The organism is Halomonas sp. KAO, from assembly GCF_015595025.1.
Taxonomy (GTDB): Bacteria; Pseudomonadota; Gammaproteobacteria; order Pseudomonadales; family Halomonadaceae; genus Halomonas.
Window position 1 is genome coordinate 135,642 of the sequence record NZ_JADNRL010000025.1, and the last position, 15,920, is coordinate 151,561.

A 15,920-nucleotide genomic window follows, 5' to 3' on the forward strand; every position below is an offset into this window, starting at 1 on the left:
GTGCACTATGCGTGAGTCAGACCCTGCCACGAACGAGGCGGGCAAGGGCGCCGAAGTGGCGGCCGTACCGCCCATGCACCAGCCCCTGCGCTGGCTATGGCTGGCGCTGGCGGTGGTCGTGCTCGACCTGGCCACCAAGTACGCCGCCTCTGCCTGGCTGCAGTTCGCCCGGCCGGTAGAGGTGCTGCCGTTCTTCAACCTGACGCTGCTGCACAACACCGGCGCGGCCTTCAGCTTCCTGGCCAGCCACCCAGGCTGGCAGCGCTGGCTGTTCGCCACCATCGCGGTGGGGGCGAGTATCGGCCTGACGCTCTGGATGCGCCGGCTCAAGCGCGACGAGACGCTGCTTGCGGCGTCGCTGGCGATGATCATCGGCGGCGCCCTGGGCAACCTCTACGATCGCCTGGTGCACGGCTATGTGGTCGACTTCCTCTCCTTCCACGCGGCGGGCTGGTACTACCCCGCCTTCAACGTGGCGGACATCGGCATCACCCTGGGCGCCATCGGGCTGATCTGGGAGTCGGTGTTCGGCGAGAAGCGCCGCGCCCGCCAGCGACGCTGACAAGGTTTTTATCGTAGGAGCCCGATTTATCGGGCGATCTTCATTTTATTCGAGTCTGATACCCATGACCGACCATAACAGCCTGCAGCACCGCATCGACGAGGGCATGGAAGTGACCCTGCACTTCACCCTCAAGCTGGAAGACGGCACCGTGGTGGACTCCACCCGCGACAAGGCCCCGGCCACCTTCCAGCTGGGCGACGGCAATCTGCCGCCCGGCTTTGAGCACCCCATGAAGGGCATGAGTGCCGGCGAGAGCGCCACCTTCGAGATCACCCCGGAGCACGCCTTCGGCCAGCACAACCCGCAGAACATCCAGCGCCTCAAGCGCGAGGACTTCGGTGAAGAGCCCCTGGAGATCGGCACCGTGATGTCCTTCGCCGACCCCGCCGGCGGCGAGCTGCCCGGCGTGATCAGCGCCATCGAGGGGGAGCAGGTGGACGTGGACTTCAACCACCCGCTGGCGGGGCGTACCCTGACCTTCGAGGTCGAGATCATCGACGTAGTGCCGGCCACTACCCACTAAGCACCCCACACCTGGCGGCGCCTCTGATGGAAAGCCTTGGAGGCGTCGGGTTTGCCTCGCTTTGTGCACAATGCCATGCTTGGCGGCTATGCTGGGGTCTGACCCCAAAAGCTCACGCCAAACGTTCTAAAGCTCGCCAGCCTTGGCTATCAGTTTGACTGATGCTGCTTCGCATCAAGGAATTTTTCACCATGCAAATCAGGCTCGCCAATCCCCGTGGCTTCTGCGCTGGCGTCGACCGCGCCATCGAGATCGTCAACAGTGCGCTGGACGTGTTCGGTCCGCCGATCTACGTGCGTCATGAGGTGGTCCATAACCGCTTCGTGGTCGACAGCCTGCGCGAGCGGGGAGCGGTATTCGTCGAGGAGCTCCATGAGGTACCCGACGACGTGATCGTGATCTTCTCCGCCCATGGCGTCTCGCGCGCCGTTCAGGAGGAGGCCGAGCAGCGTGGCCTCAAGGTGTTCGACGCCACCTGCCCGCTGGTCACCAAGGTGCACCTGGAGGTGCTGCGCTACGCCCGCCGTGGCCAGGAGTGTGTGCTGATCGGCCACGCCGGCCACCCCGAGGTGGAGGGCACCATGGGGCGCTACGACACCAGCCTCGGCGGCACCATTCATCTGGTGGAGAACGAGGAGGATGTGGCCACTCTCGAGGTGAAGGATCCGAGTCGCCTGGCCTACGTTACCCAGACCACCCTCTCCATGGATGACACCGCCAAGGTGATCGACGCCCTGCGCGCCCGCTTCCCGGACATCCAGGGGCCGCGCAAGGATGACATCTGCTACGCCACCCAGAACCGCCAGGATGCCGTGCGTGAGCTGGCCGACGGCGCGGACCTGGTGCTGGTGGTGGGAAGCCCCAACAGCTCCAACTCCAACCGCCTGCGGGAGCTTTCCGAGCGGGTCGGCACCCCCGCCTATCTGGTCGACAACGCCGACCAGGTCGACCCGGCCTGGCTCGAGGGCGTCAATGCCATCGGCGTCACCGCCGGCGCCAGCGCCCCGGAAGTGCTGGTGCAGGGCGTGATCGAGCGGCTCAAGAGCTTCGGTGCCAGCGCCCCCGAGGAGCTTGCCGGCCGCGAGGAGACCATCACCTTCTCCATGCCCCGCGAATTGCGTGAGCGGGTAATTGTCAGCGAGTAGGGCGCCTTATCAACGCCCGCGCCAAGCCAGAAGCGCCGCCGTCACCCGAAAGACGGCGGCGCTTCTGTCTCCTGGGAAGGAGTATGGGACGCATCGCTCGGGTATGCGTGTCAGGGGGTGCCGATCATGTCCGATAGCCAGCAGCGCCTCAGCGCCTAACCCATCATGGCAGATGTGCAGGGTGCCGCTCATCCCGACAGCATGACATTATTGGTCCATCACCCTACCGGGGCCTCGCCTCTTGATACATACTGAAACAAATACATCATCCGTAGGGAGACGTCACGCGTGATCATCGACACCTCTCAACGCACACCCCGGCGTCCGGCAGGCACTGTCCGGCACAGCGCCGGTTTCAGTCTTATCGAGCTGATGATTGCTGTCGCCGTTATTGGTATCTTGGCGTCGATTGCGTATCCGAGTTATACCCAGTATGTGGCCCGCGCGAATACTGCCGAGGCCGAGGCCAGGCTGATGGAGGGGGCTGCAGCAGTAGAGCGCTGTTATACCGAAAACTACAGTTACAGCAGCTGCGATCCGGATTTGAGTGCTACCGAAACGTATAGTTTCGCGTTCTCTTCCAGCAGTGCCGCCTCGTATTCACTGGCTGCAACGGCAGAATCTGGGGCGAATGTCGAGGAGCAGTGCCTGGCGATCAATGCAACTGGGGAAGTCACAACGGACTGTCCTGAGGACTGACTAGATGGCGCAGCGAGGCTTTACCCTGATCGAACTGATGATCACCATGGCAGTAGCGATTATCTTGACGACTGTGGCCGTGCCAGGGTTCCAGCGCATGATGGCAGTGAGCCATGTTGCCTCGGATTATAATGAAGTGCTCTCTGGTATTAACTACACCAGAAGCGAGGCCATAAAGAAACGCAAGAAAGTAACCTTCACGGTGTCTCAGTCGAAGCCTTGGGTGTATAAAGTGTCAGATGGTGGTGATATTCGTATTCGCTCTGGAAGAGACAAGCGTACCTGGTTGACCAAGGACTTTTCGGTTACCTTTGGCTCCCTTGGTAAGCCGACAGGCTCCTGCTCTTCGGGTTGCACTCTGACACTAAGTAATGCGTACTCGGAAGTGGATGACCGCACCATCAATATCAGCCCCATGGGTCGAGCTGGAGGTGGTTCATGATGGGCCTTTCTTCCACCAGGCAGCGCGGCTCTAAGCAGCACGGTTTTACCTTGATTGAGGCGCTGGTTGCCCTGCTGGTGCTGTCCATCGGCATGCTGGGTGTGGCGGCCATGCAGCTCAAGTCCTTGCAAGGGGCCCATGCCGCTTATCAACGTTCCATTGCTTCACTGGCGGCACAGGATGCGCAGGAGAGACTTTGGGCGGCTATGGCGAACGCGGGAGACATGAAATGTCCTAGTTGGTCTGTTGCCAAGGATTTGGGAGGAAAAAGTTGGCATGACAGCTGGAAAGGATACCTTCCAGAGCTTGTGAAAGCCGCAGTATCACCGGCAGGCACCCCTAATGCAGGCTGCGAGTTTTATATATCAGTTGAGTGGTCTGACAAAAGGTTTGGTTCAGAAGGTGATCCAATGTTTGATTACACCGTTCGACTTCCGGGAACAGCGCCATGATCCGAAGTAAGGGGTTCTCTCTTGTTGAGCTGATGGTCGCCATGGTGATTGGCCTGGTGATCATTCTTGGTGCCGGCCAGCTCTTTCTGACTGTGTTTCAGACCAATCGTCAGGTTGAGCTGCTTGGCGAAAAGCAAGCGGCCATCACCTTCCTTACCGAGGATTTGATTAGAGAGGTGAGGCGAGGAGAGTTTGAGTCTGTGGATTATAGACTGTACCGGGTTGATAAAAACAAGGAGGCTGCAGTAATTAAGAGAAATGATGGTGCCAGCTTTCAGGCGCTCGTGGGTGGGTTGGTGATGCCTAAAAGTACGAGTGAAGAATATATTTCTTTTTCAAACCCAAGTTATGGGTTGGCGACATCAAGTGGCGCTGTGACAACGTTTGATTTTGAGTTGGAGAGTGTGGATGGCAGTCGAGAGCCTATCAAGTTTATTGCTGTAGATCGTACGGCTGCGGTTGGTAGTTCAGGAGGGGAGCAGCCACAGTCGGAGCCAGAGCCAGAGCCAGAGCCAGAGCCAGAGCCAGAGCCAGAGCCAGAGCCAGAGCCAGAGCCAGAGCCAGAGCCAGAGCCAGAGCCAGAGCCAGAGCCAGAGCCAGAGCCAGAGCCAGAGCCTGGGTACGATGATGATGGTGAAAAAATTTACCCCGATTCCTGCTACAAAAAAGGGGTTTATCAACCGCATAGTAATCCGAAAAAAGGATGCCCAATGCTATGAGTAGACAAAAAGGCGCAGCGCTAATAGTCGTTCTATCGTTGCTGGCCGTATCGCTGATGGTCGGCCTGTCCAGTATGCAATCATCGCAACTCGATGAGCGGCTGGCAGGGAATTACAAGGCGCAATCTCAGGTGCAAATGGCAGCTGAAGAGGCCGCATCGAAGGGGGTTCATAATATTGAGTCAGCAGATTGGGATAAGGCTCCTGAAGTTTCTGACTTGGGGGGCTTGACTTGGTCTGACTTGAGTGACGGAGAGGACGGTGAATGTCAGCTTCCTGTGACGTGTTATTATAAATATGTAAAAGAAGGGGGGGAAGAATATATTGTTGCTGCTGGGGAGATTGTGAGCTCTGGTGCTGCTAGCAATGTTTTGGTTGTAAAGCTTATTCCTCCTAGTGTCGGCATGGGGAATTTTGCAACTACTAGTCTTGTTGGTGATGTTAAAGACGGTGCGCTTCAACTGCCTAGTTCTTCGGCTAGCGAGGTTTCAGGGGGCGAGTATGTTAATAGTGATGGTGAAACAGTGTCTGTGGCTTCTTTCATGATAGAGTTCGGGCTGTCAAGCTATACTAAAGAAAGTGTTATTAATATTGGGTCGAAAGCAGCTTTGACAGAAAGTAATACCGGCTATTTTTCAAGCTCTGTTCAAGAGAGGTTGGATCTTCTTAAAAAAATGTATGATAATAACCCAGTAACTGGCAAGAAGGATGCAAAGAAAAACCCATGTTCAGGGCTGTGTTTTTATGATAAAGGACTAAAGTATACAGGTAACGGAACGCTTGAAGGTGTTCATATTGTTCTTGATGGTGATGTACAGGTTGGTGGTAATGCAGATATTCAGGGTGTTTTGATTGTTTTGAATTTGGGGGGTAATAAGATAGGTGATGCAAGCTGGGATGCAGATAAGTTAGGTGAAGTTGAAAAGGCTAAGCTTAATGGTGGGGGCAATAAGGGTACTGTATGGTTTGATAGTGATGTGGTAAAGGCTGCACTTTCGTCTGGAGGGGTTACTTTAGATGAGTTTTTTGGTGGTGCCAGTGGTGGTGCCAGTGGTGGTGCCAGTGGTGAGGGCAGTGGTGGTGAAAGTGGTTGGGGTATAGAAAGCTGGAAGTAGTGTTGTGTTTAAAGTGGGGAGGTTATTGTTAGGTTCCCTCTAAGCTGTAACTTATGCCTGTCTGTTAGGGTGAGGCTATTTCTCAAGGTAACATTGGGAGTAGCTTCATAATGGATCAACACTCGGGCCGTTTCGAATCCACGCGCACGCGCCCCATGATATTGACGATGACCTTGGCACCCTCGTCCCGGCGGCCACAGAGCCGAAACGACCCAAAGTAGCCGCCGGCCCTGCCCAGGGCGCTGTAGCGCACCGGACGATTATCATTGCGATAGGTGAGGGCGGGTAGCCGGCTCTCGCCAAGCGTGCGCAGCAGGGAGTCGCCGGGATCGCCGCGGCCTTCGAAAATGGCCAGGGTGGCCAGCCACGCTTTGCCGTCGGCGTTGTTGCTGATCGCACACTGGCTCAAATCCACACTCGGGCACAGCGTAACGGTGCCGCGGCGGGTAATGGCCGCGCTGCGAGTCATGACCAGCGCACTCTTGAGGCGCATCACCTCGGCGGCAACCTCGTTGCGGGCGGTAAACTGCTGGAAGCTCGGCACAGCCCAGGTGACCATGATGGCGAGCACGGCGATGGCCACGAGCAGCTCGATCAGGGTAAAGCCGCGGTGCGAGGGCAGGCCGGCCGATGATGACGCTATGAGGCGCATAGGGCCCTCCCGAGAGTGCTTACCTGACCCGTTGATACCTTCACCTTAGCCAAGCGCCCCATGCACGTTGTCGGTCTTTTCCTATCACGGTTGTAGGCGTTTGCCACCACGCTTATGCGTGATTCATGGTGGCTGGCCAGCCCGGCGGCTCGAATCCGAAACCTTAACCCGCTATCGTTTGTCGGAGCCTCACACGCCGTCGCCGATGATCGGAGCGGCTTCGCAACCAGGAGTCAGCATGAGCGAACAGAATCAGTACGTGCCGCCCAATGTGTGGAAGTGGGAACGATCCAGCGGAGGCGCCTTCGCCAGCACCAACCGCCCGGTCGCCGGGGCAACTCATGAGAAGCCGCTGCCGGTAGGCGAGCACCCCTTCCAGCTCTACTCTCTGGCCACCCCCAATGGGGTCAAGGTCACGGTGATGTTCGAGGAGCTGCTGGCGCTGGGGCATCAAGACGCCGAGTACGACGCCTGGCTGATCCGCATCGGCGATGGCGACCAGTTCGGCAGTGGCTTCGTCGAGGCGAACCCCAACTCCAAGATCCCGGCGCTGATGGATCACTCCACCACGCCGCCCACCCGGGTGTTCGAGTCCGGCTCCATCCTGCTCTACCTGGCGGAGAAGTTCGGTGAGTTTCTGCCGAGCGATCACGTCGCGCGTACCGAGACCCTGAATTGGCTGTTCTGGCAGATGGGCAGCGCGCCCTTCCTGGGTGGCGGCTTCGGTCACTTCTACGCCTATGCGCCGGAGATGCTCGAGTACCCCATCGACCGCTACGCCATGGAGACCAAGCGCCAGCTCGATGTGCTGGATCGCCACCTGGCCGAGAACCGTTACCTGGCCGGCGACACCTACACCATCGCCGATATGGCCACCTGGCCCTGGTATGGCCAGCTGGTGCTGGGGCGGCTCTATGATGCCGGCGAGTTCCTGCAGGTACAGGAGTACACCCACGTGGTGCGCTGGGCCCGGGAGATCGACGAGCGCCCGGCGGTGCAGCGCGGGCGCATGGTCAACTGCACCTTCGGCGAGCCGGAGATGCAGCTCCATGAGCGTCACTCGGCCGAGGACTTCGCCACCCGCACCCAGGACAAGCTCGCCGACGGTGATGATGAGTAAGCCGAGTGAGAGGGGCGAGGCGAGTGCGCTGCGCCCTGTCTCTTCCCTTGAGGAGCTGGCGGCGCTGGAGGCGGAGTCCCCGGCGCTGCTGGTGCTTTATGGCGGCCCAGCTTGTGGGGTGTGTCAGGCGATCAAGCCGCGCATCGAGGCGATGCTGGCCGAGTCGTTTCCCGCCATGCGGGGCGTCTATGTAGATTGCCAGGGTGAGGGGCAGTCGGTGTGTGCCCAGCGCCAGGTGTTCAGCCTGCCGGTGATACGGCTGTGGTTCGATGGTCGCCCCTTCGACGAGTTCGTGCGCGCCTTTTCGCTGGCGGCGTTGCATCGCTCGATCGAGCGCCCCTACCACAAGGGAAATCAGGCCTGAGAGAATCAGGCCAGGAAAACCCCGCCCCAGGCGTATTTAGGCTTTGTCTGAAAAGTCGGCGAGCGAAGGTTAGACAAGGCAAAAATCGGCGAAAAGACGGAGTTTACGGAGTGTAAATGAGTACTTTGAGTCGATTTTTAACGCCGTATAGCCGAGCGCAGGCAGTTTTCGGACAGAGCCTAGTCACACCAGAGTGACCGCGCCCAACGCCTCGCTCAGCCGCTCGATCAGCTGGCCGCTATGGCGCCAGCTGTGCCAGTAGAGCGACACCTCCAGCGCCTGCCCCGGGGCGATGCTGACCAGCTCGCCGGCCGCCAGCCGGCTCTCCACCTGCATGCGCGGGATCATGCCGTAGCCCATGCCGGCCAGGGCCAGCCTGACGAAACCCTCGGAGGCGGGGCAGAGGTGGTAGGGAAAGGGACCGTGGTAGCCGCACTGGGCCAGGAAGCGGTGCTGCAGCTGGTCGTTGGGGCCGAAGACGATGGCCGGCGCCTGGCGAAAGGCCTCGGGGGTAGGGCCCGCCGGGAAGTGGCGCTCGCGATAGGCGGGCGTGGCCAGCGGCAGATAGCTCATCCGGCCCAGGGGCAGGGCGCGTGCCCCGGCGATGGGCTGCGGGCTGGCACACAGGCAGGCGGCCACATCGCCGTCGCGCAGGCGGCGCAGGCCGACCTCCTGATCCTCCACCACCAGGTCGAGGACTACCCCCTCCTCCCGACACAGCGCCCCAACGGCCTCGGCCCACCAGGTGGCCAGGCTGTCGGCGTTTACCGCGATGCGCAGGCGTGGTGCCTCGCTCTCCAGGGTCGGCAGCGCCCGGCTCAGGTCGCGCTCGAGCAGCTGCACGCGCCGAGCATGGTTGAGCAGCTGGCGGCCTACCGGCGTGGGGGCCAGCGCCGGGGTGCGAACCAGTGCGGGCTGCCCCAGGCGTATCTCCAGGGTGCGGATACGCTGGGAGATCGCCGATTGCGAGAGCCCCAGCGCCTCGCCGGCGCGCTCGAACCCGCCGCACTCCACCACGGCCGCCAGGGCCTCCAGCAGCTTGTAATCCAGCATCTTATGTCCCGGCCTATATTTGGGTTCATCATAAGCAGAACTGATGTGGCATTAACAGGATGATTTTTGCGTATGACCGGCGTCGGCTAGGCTGGACGCCACCGATAACGAGAGGGAGCAGCAAAGTGCTGGAAAGCTATCTGACCGGGCTGGTGGTTAGCGGCGGGATCATCATGGCGATTGGCGCCCAGAACGCCTATGTGCTGGGGCTGGCGGTGCGTCGTCAGCACCACTGGTGGTCGGCCGGGCTGTGCATGACCAGCGACCTGCTGCTGCTCAGTGCCGGCATGCTCGGCATCAGTGCGCTGCTGCTGGCGATGCCCCAGGCGATGGAGCTGATGCGCTGGGCCGGGGTGCTGTTTCTTGGCTGGCTGGCCGCCCAGGCCCTGTGGCGTGCGGCCAGCGGGCGTCAGGGACTGGATGGCGAGGCCCAGGCACCACCGGGGCGTCGCAGGGTGATCCTGGCCACCCTGGCGGTGACCCTGCTCAACCCCCAAGTCTATCTGGATACCCTGCTGCTGATTCCGGCGGTAGGGGCACAGCAGAGCAGCACCGCCGGCTTCCTGGCCGGGGCGGGGTCGGCGTCGATCCTGTGGTTCAGCCTGCTGGCCTGGGGTGGGGCGGCGCTGGCGCCCTGGCTGAAGCGGCCGGTGGCGTGGCGAGTCATCGACGGGGCCATCGGCGTGATGATGGCCGCCATCGCGGTTCAGCTGGCGAGCGGGACGGGCATGCCGGCCGCCATGGCGGGAGTCAGTTGATCTGGGTAACGACCACCGGGGCCACGCCGCGATCGAGCAACCCCAGCTTCCTGGCGGCGCGCTTGGAGAGATCGATGATGCGGCCCCTCACGAAGGGGCCGCGATCGTTGATCACGACCGTGACCTTCTGGCCGGTGTCCGGGCGCTCTACTTCCACCTCGGTGCCGAAGGGCAGGTGACGATGGGCGGCGGTGAGCCGGTTCTGGTCGAACGGCACCCCGCTGGCCGTGGTGCGGCCCTGGAACTTGTCGGCATAGAAGGAGGCGTATCCCTGCTGAGTCTCGGCGCTGGCGTCATGAGCATGAACGCTGGCAGCAGTGCCGAGGGCCAGCAGGCCTGCCAGGCAGCAGGTCAGCATCAGGCGCGTTCGGGTTCCCATCGGTGTTTCCTCACGATTCTCGCTGGGCACGTGTGCTTTTTCACGATACCACGTGAGTCAGCACGCTGCGGTGCAGCGCGAGGGGAGCTCCTCGCTGCGGTGCAAAAATAATACCCGCCAGCGATGGGTGAGGCAAGGAATCCCGACGATGGGCGCCAATGCCCGCATGAACGCGACAATCTTATATAGAAGCCCTGTTGTAGAGAGAAAGCGCTGGTGCAGGCCGCCTGCGCGTCAGCTCGCGACGCTGAGACGCCCCAGGCGGATCTGCCCGCTGGCGCCGTAGCGCCAGGGCCGGTTGTGCAGTCCATGGCCCACCGGCAGGCCGTGATAGAGCGGGATGCCCAGCGGCGCCAGGGTCGCGGCGAGGATCGCCTCGAGGCATTCGTCGCCCCAGGGCGGGCAGCCCTCGAAGGTACCCAGGCAGACGGCGGCGGCCCGGTCCAGGGCGCCGCCATGCACCAGCTGCCACAGGGCCCGCTCCAGGCGATACCAGGGCTCCCCCACATCCTCGATGATCACCAGCGCCCCGGGCGGTGCCTGGAAGGCGGCCGGGGTGCCCGCGAGGCTTGCCAGGGTGGTGAGGTTGCCGCCGACGAGAGGACCGGAGAGTGTGGCGGGGGCCTCGCCCCAGGCGGCAATGGGCCAATCGGTAGTAGGCCAGCCGAGCGTTGCCGTCCCCTGAATCAGCGCCAGGGTCTCGGTGAACTGCTGATGCACTACCCGGTGCTCCTCGTGGTTGTTCTCGCTAGCGGCCTCGCTTTCGGTCTCCTTGTCGTCGGCCGCGTGTTCGGCCTCGAGCAGGCCGCCCGCGGCCTTGACCACCGGGCCGTGGATCGCCGGCAGGCCGTGGCGGTGCCAGTGGTCGAGCAGCACGGTGACATCGGAGTAGCCCACCAGGGGCTTGGGGTTGGCGGCCAGCCGAGCCCAGTCGATGCCGTCGAGGAGCTGGGCGGCGCCGTAGCCGCCGCGGATCGCCCACACGGCCTGGGTCTCGGGGTCGTCATGGGCGGCATGCAGCTGGGCCAGGCGCCACTCGCGTGAACCGGCCAGGTAGCGACAGGGCCGCTGCAGCGGTTCGGGGCAGCGCACCCTGACACCCAGCGACTCCAGCCCACGAATGCCGCGCGCGATGGCGTCGTCGTCGGTGACCGAGGAGGGGGCAATCAGGCTGATGGCAAGCGACATGGGAAGGATCCGGCGGCTGGAAAAGCCCCTAGGATGGCATGGGGGGCGCGTCGACGCATCTCGTCACCCCGGCTGGAAAGGGCTATCGCACTGGGCGGTACCGCTCAAGGCTGTTCCGGCGACAAGCCGTCGAGGGGGCGCTACGAGTACTTCCTTGTAGGCTACCTCGGCCATCCCTGGTCCTCGGACCCCCTCTCCGGCCTGCCCCCGGCGCCTTTCACTATTACGCTATCGGTAACTGCGATAACTCTGTCCACCTGAAACGAAAACACCCCGAGCGGTGCCCGGGGTGTGAAGGAGTTGCGCAGGCCTCAGTGTCGCGAGGCGTTCTCCTCTTCGAACAGTTCTGCCTTGGCATCACGCATTACGTCCTCGCAGGCCGCCTGGTGGGCGAGCTGGGTGAGTAGGCCCTGGGTCACGGCGAAGCCCTTGCCCAGGCAGGTATCCACTTCCTCCCGGCTCACCGCCGGGACCACATCGCAGTCGACCTTCAACGTTCTACCGCCACCTTCGAGCCGGTCGGCGACATCGCGCAGGCGCCAGGCGATGCGTGCCTTCCAGCCGGCTGCTTCATCCACGCCTTCGTTTACGCTAAACGTGCACCGCCACTCAGGTTTATAGACCTTCATGTGAACCTCCGTGCTGGCTTGGATTGCGGGATCGATCGTGTATTCTGCTCCTTGGTCGTGCGGTACTGCCTCGTCCAGCATACTGGATCGCCGGTGTCGCGGTAAGCGACGTTAGTCGTGACTCGCCCCGTGGGTTGTCTGCCGCACCGCTACTGAATCACAAGCATCGTTTATCGTCATCGTCAGGAGAGCAGCATGGCCAGCATCTTTACCCGCATCATGCAGGGCGAGATCCCGGGACACTTCGTTCACGAGGATGACCAGTGTGTGGTCATCATGACCATCCAGCCGATGAAGCCCGGCCATGTGCTGGTGATTCCCCGGGAGGAGGTCGACCACTGGGATGACCTGCCCGAGCCGCTCTACCAGCACCTGATGACGGTCTCGCGGCACCTGGCCAAGGCGATCAAGAAGGCCTTCCCCTGCGAGCGGGTGGGCATGCTGATCGTCGGCCTGGAGGTGCCCCATGTGCATATCCATCTGACGCCGCTGGATGAGATGAGCGACATCCAGGTGGAGAACCTGCCCATGGCCGACTCGGCCGATCTGGCGGCGGCCGCCGAGAAGCTGCGCGCCGCGCTGGGCTGAGCCCGGGTCAAGCCGGCCAGGCCGGGGCGAACGGCAATGCAAGGCCCGGGTCGATACCCGGGCCTTCCTGCTCTGCGGCGTGTTGCCTGCGACCTGCTACTTGTGAATGGCCGTCCATGGCTCGTGCCCTGTGCAGGGGAGTGAGGAGGTCAGTCGCCCGGTCCACACTCCATGCAGCGGTCGGTGATCGCCGGGCCGAGTCTCAGGTTGGCGTTGAGGTCGCGCAGGGCGCTGCGCAGTCCCTCCTCAAGCACCGGGTGGTACCAGGGCATGGCGATCATCTCGGCGACGCCAAGCTTCTGCTCCAGCGCCCAGGCCAGCAGGTGCGCGATATGCTCCATCTGGGGGCCGAACAGCTCGGCGCCGAGAAACTGGCCGGAGCCGTGCTCGGCATAGAGCCGCATCAGGCCGCGGTTGCGTCGAAGCACCACGGCGCGCCCCTGATTGTCGAAGGAGGCTTCGCCCACCGCCACCTGGTCACGGCCACCCAGGCGTTTCTCGAGTTCCGCGTACCCCTCGCCCACGGTGGCCATCTGCGGGTCGGTGAACACGATGGCCAGTGGCACGTTGCGCCGCCCGGCGCGCAGCTCGGGGAAGCGCCCGGCATTGTCACCGGCGATGCGTCCCTCGCCGTTGGCCTCGTGGAGCAGCGGCAGCTCCTGGTTGGCGTCGCCGGCGATAAATATATGGCCAAAGCTGGCGTCGGTGTTCTGGCATTGCAGGGTGAAGCGGTTGAAGTGCGGCACGCCCTTGTCGTCGAGGGCGAGGCCCGCGTTCTCCAGATCGAGGCGGTCGACGTTGGGGCGCCGACCGGTGGCGGCCAGCAGATAGTCGAAGCGCTCGGTGAGGGTCTCGCCGCTCTCGCGCTCGACAAAGGTGATCACCACGGCGTCGCCGTCGCGTTCGATCTTCTCCACCCTGGCGCCGGGGTCGACGTAGAACTCCTCGTTGAAGGTGGCATCGGCGGTGTCGCGGACCTTGTCATCCTGGAAGGGGCCCAGGGAGCCGCTCACGCCGAACATGCGCAGGCGCACGCCAAGGCGATGGAGCGCCTGGCCCAGCTCCAGGCCGATCACGCCGGGGCCGAATACCGCAACCGACTCCGGCAGCCCACTCCATTCGAAGATATCCACGTTGGTGACCAGCCGGTCGCCGGCGGCGTCGAACATCGACGGCCAGGTCGCGCGCGAGCCGGTGGCGATGATGATGGTTCGGGCCTGGACTCGGGTGTGGTCGCCCACGAGCAGGGTGTGCGGGTCCTCGAAGCGGGCGTGGCCCTGCAGGCGGTTGGCCTCCGGGATGCGCTGCAGCGAGTCGAGCACACCCCCGACGAAGCGGTCACGTTGCTGCTTGACCCGGGCCATTACCGCCTGGCCGTCCACCTCGACATCGCCCACCCTGATGCCGAAGCCCGCGGCGGTGCGGGCCTGGTGGGCGGCTTCGGCGGCGGCGATCAGCAGCTTGGAGGGCATGCAGCCCACCCGGGCGCAGGTGGTGCCATGCTCGCCTCCTTCGATCAGCACCACGCTCTCGCTGTGCTTGCTGGCGGTATGCCAGGCGCTCAGGCCGGCGGTGCCGGCACCGATGATGGCGATATCGACGTCGCGTTGCTCCATCGTGGGCTCCTTCTGTTGTCTGTGGCTTCACGATCTCGCGTATCGGTAGGTGCCATTCACTATGGCATATGGCGGGAGACGTTTGACTGAATAGTAATGGCGTGTCTTGTCGCAGTCTGATGGCGTCGATCAAATAAGGCTTTCCCAGACAAGCCTGGCGACTTGGTAGCCCGGGGCTGATCTGGCGACAAGCCTTACGAGGAGGCGCTGTAAATACCTCCCTGTACGCTACCTCGGCCGTCCCTGGTCCTCGGACCTCCTCATCGGCTTGCCCCCAGCGCCCCTTGATGCCTAAAACTGCGATAGCGATGCGTCGATCAAGAGCTCAAGCGGTGTCGAGTCGGTCTTTCTGTTATCCTGCTGTCATTCAACTCCTCTCTATCTGGCAAATGGCGCCTGCCGCCGGCCTTGCCATTGCTCGTTTACGACCCGGCTTATCGTCCGTTATGGGTCGCTTCTTTCTGCAGGATACTCCCTTGTCTGATACCTCTTCCGACGCCTCCTTCGCCGCGCTGCCGCTGGCGCCGGAGCTGCTCGACAATCTCGCCTCGCTGGGCTTTACCGCCATGACGCCGATTCAGGCCGAGAGCCTGCCGCCGATCCTGGCCGGTCGTGACGTGATCGCCCAGGCGAAGACCGGTTCCGGCAAGACCGCCGCCTTCGGCCTGGGGCTGCTCTCGCGGCTGACGCTGACCAGCTTCCGAGTGCAGGGGCTGGTGCTGTGCCCGACCCGTGAGCTGGCCGATCAGGTAGCCGTCGAGCTGCGCCGGCTGGCGCGCAGCCTGCCCAACGTCAAGATATTGACCCTGTGTGGCGGTGCGCCCTTCGGCCCGCAGCTCGCCTCCCTGGAGCATGGTGCCCATATCGTGGTGGGCACCCCGGGCCGGGTGGAAGAGCATCTGCGCAAGGGCTCGCTCAGGCTGGAAGGGCTCGAGGCCCTGGTGCTGGATGAGGCCGATCGCATGCTCGATATGGGCTTCCAGGCGAGCCTGGAGGCGATCGTCGCCGAGACGCCGGCCAGCCGCCAGACGCTGCTGTTCAGCGCCACCTTCTCCGCTGCGGTGCGTCCCGTGGCCGAGGCGATGCTGCGCCAGCCGCTGAGGGTCGAGGTCGCCGAGACCCACGACGCCAGCAGCATCCACGAGCGGGTCTATCGGGTCGCCGATGGCGACGAGGCACGCCTTGAGGGGCTGTGTCGGCTGCTGCTGCATTTTCGCCCCGCCTCAAGCGTGGTGTTCTGCAATACCAAGCGCGAGACCGATGAGGTGGCCCAGGCGCTCAACGCGGCGGGCTTCGGCGCGCTGGCGCTGCATGGTGACCTGGAGCAGCCCGACCGCGACCGACTGCTGGTGCTGTTCGCCAATCGCAGCGCCTCGATCCTGGTGGCCACCGATGTGGCGGCCCGCGGGCTCGATATCGCCGAGCTGGATGCGGTGTTCAACTACCATATCGCCCGGGACCTGGAGGTGCATGTGCACCGCGTGGGTCGCACCGGCCGGGCCGGCAGCGCGGGGATCGCCTGCACCCTGGTCGGCCAGGGCGAGGGCTACCGCTTGGAACGCCTCACCGACTTTCTCGGCGAGCCCCTCGAGGAGGCCAGCCTGCCGCCGCGCTCGGTGCTCTCCCGCGAGCCGCTGGTGCCGCCCATGACGACCCTGCAGATCGGCGGCGGCAAGAAGCAGAAGGTGCGTCCGGGGGATATCCTCGGCGCCCTGACCGGCGAGGCGGGGCTGGCCGGTGACCAGGTGGGCAAGATCAAGGTGCTGGCCAACAGTGCCTATGTGGCGGTGCGCCGCGAGGTGGCCGACCAGGCTCTCGAGCGGCTGGCCAACGGCAGGATCAAGGGGCGCAGCTTTCGCGCCCGGCGCATCAGCCGTTGATGGCGGCTCGGCCGCTCGCTTCGACAAGCCGGT

The 15,920-nt window shown here is 63.1% G+C and carries 19 protein-coding genes; 13 read left to right on the plus strand and 6 right to left on the minus strand.

Going from position 1 to position 15,920, the window contains the following annotated elements; all coding sequences use genetic code 11:
• The first annotated feature begins 7 nt into the window (after positions 1-7).
• From lspA to IOC61_RS13375, 8 genes are all read left to right on the plus strand, one after another.
• A complete protein-coding gene (gene lspA, locus IOC61_RS13340; protein WP_420706350.1) occupies positions 8-562 on the plus strand; it encodes a signal peptidase II in 555 nt (184 codons plus the stop codon).
• A gap of 64 nt (positions 563-626) precedes the next feature.
• A complete protein-coding gene (gene fkpB, locus IOC61_RS13345; protein ID WP_195689246.1) occupies positions 627-1,088 on the plus strand; it encodes an FKBP-type peptidyl-prolyl cis-trans isomerase in 462 nt (153 codons plus the stop codon).
• Between the two features lie 191 nt (positions 1,089-1,279).
• Positions 1,280-2,233 carry a 4-hydroxy-3-methylbut-2-enyl diphosphate reductase gene (gene ispH, locus IOC61_RS13350; RefSeq protein ID WP_195689247.1) on the plus strand — a complete coding sequence of 318 codons (954 nt, stop codon included), beginning with the start codon at positions 1,280-1,282 and terminating at the stop codon, positions 2,231-2,233.
• 288 nt (positions 2,234-2,521) lie between these two features.
• Positions 2,522-2,932: a type IV pilin protein gene (locus tag IOC61_RS13355; RefSeq protein ID WP_324254720.1), complete on the plus strand. Its 411-nt coding sequence runs from the start codon at positions 2,522-2,524 to the stop codon at positions 2,930-2,932.
• A gap of 4 nt (positions 2,933-2,936) precedes the next feature.
• On the plus strand, positions 2,937-3,374 hold the full coding sequence (locus tag IOC61_RS13360; protein ID WP_195689248.1) for a GspH/FimT family pseudopilin: 438 nt from the start codon (positions 2,937-2,939) through the stop codon (positions 3,372-3,374).
• Positions 3,371-3,826: a type IV pilus modification protein PilV gene (pilV, locus tag IOC61_RS13365; RefSeq protein WP_229333132.1), complete on the plus strand. Its 456-nt coding sequence runs from the start codon at positions 3,371-3,373 to the stop codon at positions 3,824-3,826. Before IOC61_RS13360 ends, pilV begins: the two co-directional genes overlap by 4 nt.
• Complete coding sequence (locus tag IOC61_RS17685) at positions 3,823-4,545, plus strand: prepilin-type N-terminal cleavage/methylation domain-containing protein (RefSeq protein ID WP_229333133.1); 723 nt, start codon at positions 3,823-3,825, stop codon at positions 4,543-4,545. The genes pilV and IOC61_RS17685 overlap by 4 nt, the downstream gene beginning before the upstream one ends.
• Entirely contained in the window at positions 4,542-5,660 is a 1,119-nt protein-coding gene (locus IOC61_RS13375) for a pilus assembly PilX family protein (RefSeq protein WP_195689249.1), read from the plus strand. Before IOC61_RS17685 ends, IOC61_RS13375 begins: the two co-directional genes overlap by 4 nt.
• Before the next feature lie 115 nt (positions 5,661-5,775).
• Here IOC61_RS13375 and IOC61_RS13380 read toward each other — a convergent pair whose 3' ends face one another.
• Positions 5,776-6,312, minus strand: coding sequence for a GspH/FimT family pseudopilin (locus IOC61_RS13380; protein WP_195689326.1), 537 nt, complete (start codon positions 6,310-6,312; stop codon positions 5,776-5,778).
• 238 nt (positions 6,313-6,550) lie between these two features.
• Here IOC61_RS13380 and yghU point away from each other — a divergent pair, with 238 nt between their 5' ends.
• Both yghU and IOC61_RS13390 read left to right on the plus strand, forming a co-directional pair.
• Entirely contained in the window at positions 6,551-7,432 is an 882-nt protein-coding gene (gene yghU, locus IOC61_RS13385; protein WP_195689250.1) for a glutathione-dependent disulfide-bond oxidoreductase, read from the plus strand.
• Positions 7,425-7,796, plus strand: coding sequence for a thioredoxin family protein (locus IOC61_RS13390; RefSeq protein ID WP_195689251.1), 372 nt, complete (start codon positions 7,425-7,427; stop codon positions 7,794-7,796). The genes yghU and IOC61_RS13390 overlap by 8 nt, the downstream gene beginning before the upstream one ends.
• A gap of 183 nt (positions 7,797-7,979) precedes the next feature.
• Here the strand turns inward: IOC61_RS13390 and IOC61_RS13395 are convergent, their stop codons facing one another.
• Complete coding sequence (locus IOC61_RS13395; protein ID WP_195689252.1) at positions 7,980-8,849, minus strand: LysR family transcriptional regulator ArgP; 870 nt, start codon at positions 8,847-8,849, stop codon at positions 7,980-7,982.
• Positions 8,850-8,974: 125 nt separating this feature from the next.
• Between IOC61_RS13395 and IOC61_RS13400 the strand changes: the two genes are divergently transcribed.
• Positions 8,975-9,607 (plus strand): LysE/ArgO family amino acid transporter, encoded by a 633-nt coding sequence (locus tag IOC61_RS13400; protein WP_195689253.1) that lies wholly within the window; start codon positions 8,975-8,977, stop codon positions 9,605-9,607.
• On the opposite strand, the gene IOC61_RS13405 is transcribed toward IOC61_RS13400, so the two are convergent.
• From IOC61_RS13405 to IOC61_RS13415, 3 genes are all read right to left on the minus strand, one after another.
• A complete protein-coding gene (locus IOC61_RS13405; RefSeq protein ID WP_195689254.1) occupies positions 9,600-9,986 on the minus strand; it encodes a septal ring lytic transglycosylase RlpA family protein in 387 nt (128 codons plus the stop codon). The genes IOC61_RS13400 and IOC61_RS13405 overlap by 8 nt on opposite strands.
• A 234-nt stretch (positions 9,987-10,220) precedes the next feature.
• Positions 10,221-11,174 (minus strand): S66 peptidase family protein, encoded by a 954-nt coding sequence (locus tag IOC61_RS13410; protein ID WP_195689255.1) that lies wholly within the window; start codon positions 11,172-11,174, stop codon positions 10,221-10,223.
• Between the two features lie 311 nt (positions 11,175-11,485).
• A complete protein-coding gene (locus IOC61_RS13415; RefSeq protein WP_132045174.1) occupies positions 11,486-11,803 on the minus strand; it encodes a hypothetical protein in 318 nt (105 codons plus the stop codon).
• A gap of 195 nt (positions 11,804-11,998) precedes the next feature.
• On the opposite strand from IOC61_RS13415, the gene IOC61_RS13420 reads away from it, so the two are divergent.
• Complete coding sequence (locus IOC61_RS13420; protein ID WP_195689256.1) at positions 11,999-12,391, plus strand: HIT family protein; 393 nt, start codon at positions 11,999-12,001, stop codon at positions 12,389-12,391.
• A gap of 149 nt (positions 12,392-12,540) precedes the next feature.
• On the opposite strand, the gene IOC61_RS13425 is transcribed toward IOC61_RS13420, so the two are convergent.
• Complete coding sequence (locus tag IOC61_RS13425; RefSeq protein WP_195689257.1) at positions 12,541-14,007, minus strand: dihydrolipoyl dehydrogenase; 1,467 nt, start codon at positions 14,005-14,007, stop codon at positions 12,541-12,543.
• A 446-nt stretch (positions 14,008-14,453) separates the two neighbouring features.
• Here IOC61_RS13425 and dbpA point away from each other — a divergent pair, with 446 nt between their 5' ends.
• Positions 14,454-15,887 carry an ATP-dependent RNA helicase DbpA gene (dbpA, locus tag IOC61_RS13430; protein ID WP_195689258.1) on the plus strand — a complete coding sequence of 478 codons (1,434 nt, stop codon included), beginning with the start codon at positions 14,454-14,456 and terminating at the stop codon, positions 15,885-15,887.
• The last annotated feature ends 33 nt before the right edge of the window (positions 15,888-15,920 follow it).